The 4,021-nt window shown below is 76.8% G+C and carries 4 protein-coding genes; 2 read left to right on the top strand and 2 right to left on the bottom strand.

Going from position 1 to position 4,021, the window contains the following annotated elements; translation table 11 throughout:
- Positions 1 to 170: 170 nt before the first annotated feature.
- Together ABD308_RS34470 and ABD308_RS34465 are read right to left on the bottom strand one after the other, a co-directional pair.
- Positions 171 to 1,328, bottom strand: a complete 1,158-nt coding sequence (locus ABD308_RS34470; protein WP_344343794.1) for a hypothetical protein — start codon at positions 1,326 to 1,328, stop codon at positions 171 to 173.
- Positions 1,325 to 2,185, bottom strand: a complete 861-nt coding sequence (locus ABD308_RS34465; RefSeq protein ID WP_344343813.1) for an RNA polymerase sigma factor — start codon at positions 2,183 to 2,185, stop codon at positions 1,325 to 1,327. The genes ABD308_RS34470 and ABD308_RS34465 overlap by 4 nt, the downstream gene beginning before the upstream one ends.
- A gap of 261 nt (positions 2,186 to 2,446) precedes the next feature.
- Between ABD308_RS34465 and ABD308_RS34460 the strand changes: the two genes are divergently transcribed.
- Complete coding sequence (locus tag ABD308_RS34460; RefSeq protein WP_344343792.1) at positions 2,447 to 3,148, top strand: hypothetical protein; 702 nt, start codon at positions 2,447 to 2,449, stop codon at positions 3,146 to 3,148.
- 97 nt (positions 3,149 to 3,245) lie between these two features.
- Positions 3,246 to 3,983: a tyrosine-protein phosphatase gene (locus ABD308_RS34455; RefSeq protein ID WP_344343790.1), complete on the top strand. Its 738-nt coding sequence runs from the start codon at positions 3,246 to 3,248 to the stop codon at positions 3,981 to 3,983.
- Positions 3,984 to 4,021 lie beyond the last annotated feature (38 nt).

Raw genomic sequence — 4,021 nt, 5'->3', positions numbered from 1 at the left:
CGGGCACGGGGGAGCCGACCGGCCACCCGGAGTCCTCGGGGTGGAGCGGGGTGGAGCGATGGTGCGGAGTGGAGCGGGGTACTGCGGCTACTGCGGTGGTGCGGGGTGGAGCGGTCCGGATGAGCGACGGGCCCGGGGGGATTCGCTCGTCGCCCATCCGGAGATCTGGGTCACCTCTTGGCCGGGGATTCGTCGGGCTGGTCGGCGCGTTCGGTGGCCTTGGGGCGGGCGGACCCGGACGGTTCCGGCGGCGCCGGGGGCGGGGGTGGTGCGGCCGACGACGCCGGGACGGACCCGGTGACGGAACCCGGGCCGGCGGCCGCGGGGGCCGACGGGACGGCTCCCTTGGTCGCCTTGCCGGCGCCGCCGCCGTTCCCGCCGGAGCCCGCGCCACCACCGCTCGCGGTGCCGGTGCCGCCGCTCACGGACCCGGTCGGGGAACCGTCCGGTTTGGGTCGGCCGTTCCCGCCCTGGTGGTCCGCGTCGCCCTGCTGGTCGCCCTTGCCCGCGCCCAGGAGGGCCCGGGCGCAGTACTCCTCGACCTTGTCCGCCCCGCCGGCCGCGGCGACCAGCCCGCCGAACTGGGGGTCGGTGACCAGCGCGCGCGGGCGGTCGCCCGCACCCGCCCGGTCGCTGAACGCCTTGCAGAGCGCGGCGTGCGCCACCGGGTTCGACGGTCCGCGCCCGTCCGCCGAGGACGACGGGGGCGTCCCCGGCGTCTGCGGCCGGTTCGCCGGGGCCGACGGCCCGGCGGTGGCCGGGCCGCCCGACGGGGTGCCCGACGGGGTGCCGGCCGCGTCGCCGGTCGGACCGGAGCCGGACGGCGTGGCCGTCGACCCGCCGGCCGGCGCGCGGGACGGGGCCGGGGTGGACGGCGGGGCGGACGTCACCGGGGCGACCACGCGCCGGTCCGGCTCGTCCGAACCGCCTCCCAACGCCGAGGGCAGATTGCCCGTCCCGGCCGCGACCGCGACCCCGCCCAGCGCCGTGGCACCGAGCACGACGGCGACGGCCTTCGTGCTGAAGGCCTTCGTCAGCGCGGCGGTTGCCATCGAACGTCTCCGGACGGGTGCGGTTGCGGATACTGCTGGGACGGGCGCGAGACGGGCCTCCCGGAAGGCGGCCAGGGCCGCCTCCTCCCCGGCCAGTTCGCCCCGCGTCGCCGGAGCCGCGGCGGCGGCGAGCACACGGGCAACCCCCGTACGCCCAGTGCTGCCGTCCGGGCCGGTGAGCGAGGCGTCCCGCCCGGCCGGCGGGCCGCCCACGGCACCGGCGAGCAGCTGCTCGGCGGTGTCACGGTCGATCCGACGGGATCGGTTGGTGCTCATCTCATGTCCTTCAGCGTCGCGGCCCGGTGTTCTGTCACACCCTGCGGAGAATTTTTTTTCCTGGCTCTTCCGAGCCCCCTCCGGACCGCCCCCTCAGCGGCCGGCCCGCCGTCCCGCTCCGACCGCGCGGCCGGGATCCCGGCGGTCGCCGCGGCCGCGCCCCCGCCCGCGGCCGCCGCCGGGAGGGACTCCTGCAACAGCTTGGCGAGCCGCTTCAGCCCCCGGTGCGCGGCCATCCGGACGGTGCCGGCCCGCTTGCCGAGCACCTGCGCCGCGCTCTCCGCGTCCAGTTCCATCACCACCCGGAGCAGCACCGCCTCGGCCTGGTCCCGGGGCAGCCGGGAGATCAGCGCCAGCGCGTCCGAGGTGCCGACGGCGGCGAGCGCCGCGCCGGCGGTGTCGTCCCCCGCCGCCCGCTCGAAGAGGAACTCGAAGGGCAGGTCGACGACCGGCCGGCGGCGGCGGGCACGCAGGTGGTCCAGCGCCCGATGGCGCGCGATGGTCGCCGCCCAGCCTCGGAAGCCGTCCCCGTCCCCGGTGAAGGTGCCCAGGTCCCGGGCGATCTGCAGCCAGGTCTCGGAGGCGATGTCCTCGGCGTCCTGGGCGTCCTCGGGCCGTCCGCCGACCAGCACCCGCAGGTAGCGGAGCAGTCCCGGCTGAACGCTGCGGAACAGCAGCCGGAACGCCGCCTCGTCCCCGCCCCGCGCGGCCCGGACGGCCTCGGTCAGATCGACTGGGTCGGCGGCCGCTCCCGTGGGCGGGCCGGGTGGCAGGCCTGGCGTCGGGACCGGTCCGGGCCGGCCGACGGGGCTGTCGGTGCCCGCTCCGGGGCGTTCTGCACTCTGCACCCGCCACATCATGGGCCATCCGGGCGAACGTCCCGGACCGGAGCGCTCGGACCGTTACCCGCCGTCCCGGGCCCGGTCGCCGGGGAGCGGGCGGCTCATCCCGGCGCGATCGGCCTTCGGGTCGAAGGTCCTGAGACCTCCTGGCCTTCGTCTAGGGCGTTCAAATCGGACATTCACCTACGTTATACGTGAACGATCCATTTCCGGCCGCCCCCACGCCCGAACGCCGCGGGCCCCGGTCGCCCCCGCCCCCAGCACCCCGGGACCGCCATGACCACCGCCCACGAGCTCTACGAGCGCGGCCTGCGCGACCACCTCGCGCCCGCGCTCCGCCTCCTGGGCCTCACCGGCTGGCGGCGGACCTTCAGCCTCCCCGACCCGACCCACTGGGCGCTGCTCGGCCTGGTCGAACAGCGCGCCGACGGCCGGCTCCGCTACACCTTCGACCTGAGCCTGGTGCGCCGCACCGACTGGACCGCCACGGCCCTCCCCGGCCCGCGCCCGGACCCGCGCGCCGTCTACGGCGTCGAGTGCTGGCGGGCCCGGATCGGCGAACTGCTGCCGGTCGGCGAGGACGTCTGGTGGGAGGTGCTGCCCGGTCCGCGCTGGCGGGTCGCCCTGGACGACTCGGTGGCCGCCGTCCGCCACTACGGGCTGCCCGAGCTGCGCCGCCGGGCCGAACGGGAGCGCGGCACCACGTCCGGCGAGACCTACCTCTCCCCCACCGAACTGGACCACGTCAACGCCGCCCTGCTGGCCGTCCCGGTGGCCCGGATCCAGCGCGCCGAACTGATCGACGGCACGCTCGTCCTCAGCGGCGCCTGGACCAGGGCCGACGCGGCCGCGCGCACCGTGCTGCGCGGCGTCGCCGCCGGCTTCCTCTCGGCCGAGGACGAGCTCTTCGCCGTCGTGCGCTGCGTGGACACCCTCGGCCGCCCGCTCTGGGCCTTCGACCGGGCCCAGCCACCCTAGTGATCATCCGACCATCCCAGGAACCATCCCACCCCGACGGGAGTCCAGATATAACGAGGGGGTAACGGGACCCCGTCGACAAGGAAACGGGGAACCGATGAGCCGGGCAGACGCGCAGACCACCACCGAGGACCGCACCCTGGTCTGGGACGGCTGCCTCAACGTCCGCGACCTGGGCGGGCTGCGCACCACCACCGGCGCCCGCACCATCCGGGGCGCGATCGTCCGCGCCGACAACCTCGACCGCCTCACCGCCGAAGGCTGGGACGCCCTCCTCGACCACGGCGTGCGCACCGTCGTCGACCTGCGCGACATCGAGGAGTACAAGCCGCTCCTGCCGCTCCCCGAGGGCGTCGAGCTGATCCGCGTCCCCCTGGACGAACTGGCCGGCCCCGCCTGGTGGGAGACATACGGCCACCTCGACGGCACCCCGCTCGCCCTGCGCCCCTACCTCGACCACTGCCCGCACGCCGCCGCCGAGCTGATCACCACGATCGCCGGCGCCCGCCCCGGCGGCCTGGTCGTCCACTGCGGCGCCGGCCGCGACCGCACCGGCCTCGCCGCCCTCCTCCTGCTCGCCCTCGCCGGCGTCGAGCCCGCCGGGATCGTCGCCGACTACCTCCTGAGCGCCCCCAACGTCCGCCCCCTCTACGGCACGCTCGGCCTCCCCGACCCCTACCGCCGCATCGACGCCGCACTCGCCGAAGCCGGCACCACCGCCGAAGCCGCCCTCGCCACCACCCTCGCCGGCTTCGACCCCGTCCCCTACCTCCTCACCGCCGGCGTCACCCCCGCCGACCTCGCCACGGTCCGCGCCCGCCTGCTGCCCTCCTGACGGCGGGGGCACGCGGAGCGGGAAGCCGGCCGGCCCGG

It is taken from the genome of Kitasatospora putterlickiae (assembly GCF_039527695.1).
Lineage (GTDB): Bacteria > Actinomycetota > Actinomycetes > Streptomycetales > Streptomycetaceae > Kitasatospora > Kitasatospora putterlickiae.
Note: the sequence above shows the minus strand (reverse complement) of the source record. Positions and strands in the feature narration are given on the sequence as shown.

Coding starts and splice junctions, on each gene's coding strand:
- ABD308_RS34470 (WP_344343794.1), bottom strand. CDS start 1,328: ATGAGCACCAACCGATCCCGTCGGATCGACCGTGACACCGCCGAGCAG.
- ABD308_RS34465 (WP_344343813.1), bottom strand. CDS start 2,185: ATGTGGCGGGTGCAGAGTGCAGAACGCCCCGGAGCGGGCACCGACAGC.
- ABD308_RS34460 (WP_344343792.1), top strand. CDS start 2,447: ATGACCACCGCCCACGAGCTCTACGAGCGCGGCCTGCGCGACCACCTC.
- ABD308_RS34455 (WP_344343790.1), top strand. CDS start 3,246: ATGAGCCGGGCAGACGCGCAGACCACCACCGAGGACCGCACCCTGGTC.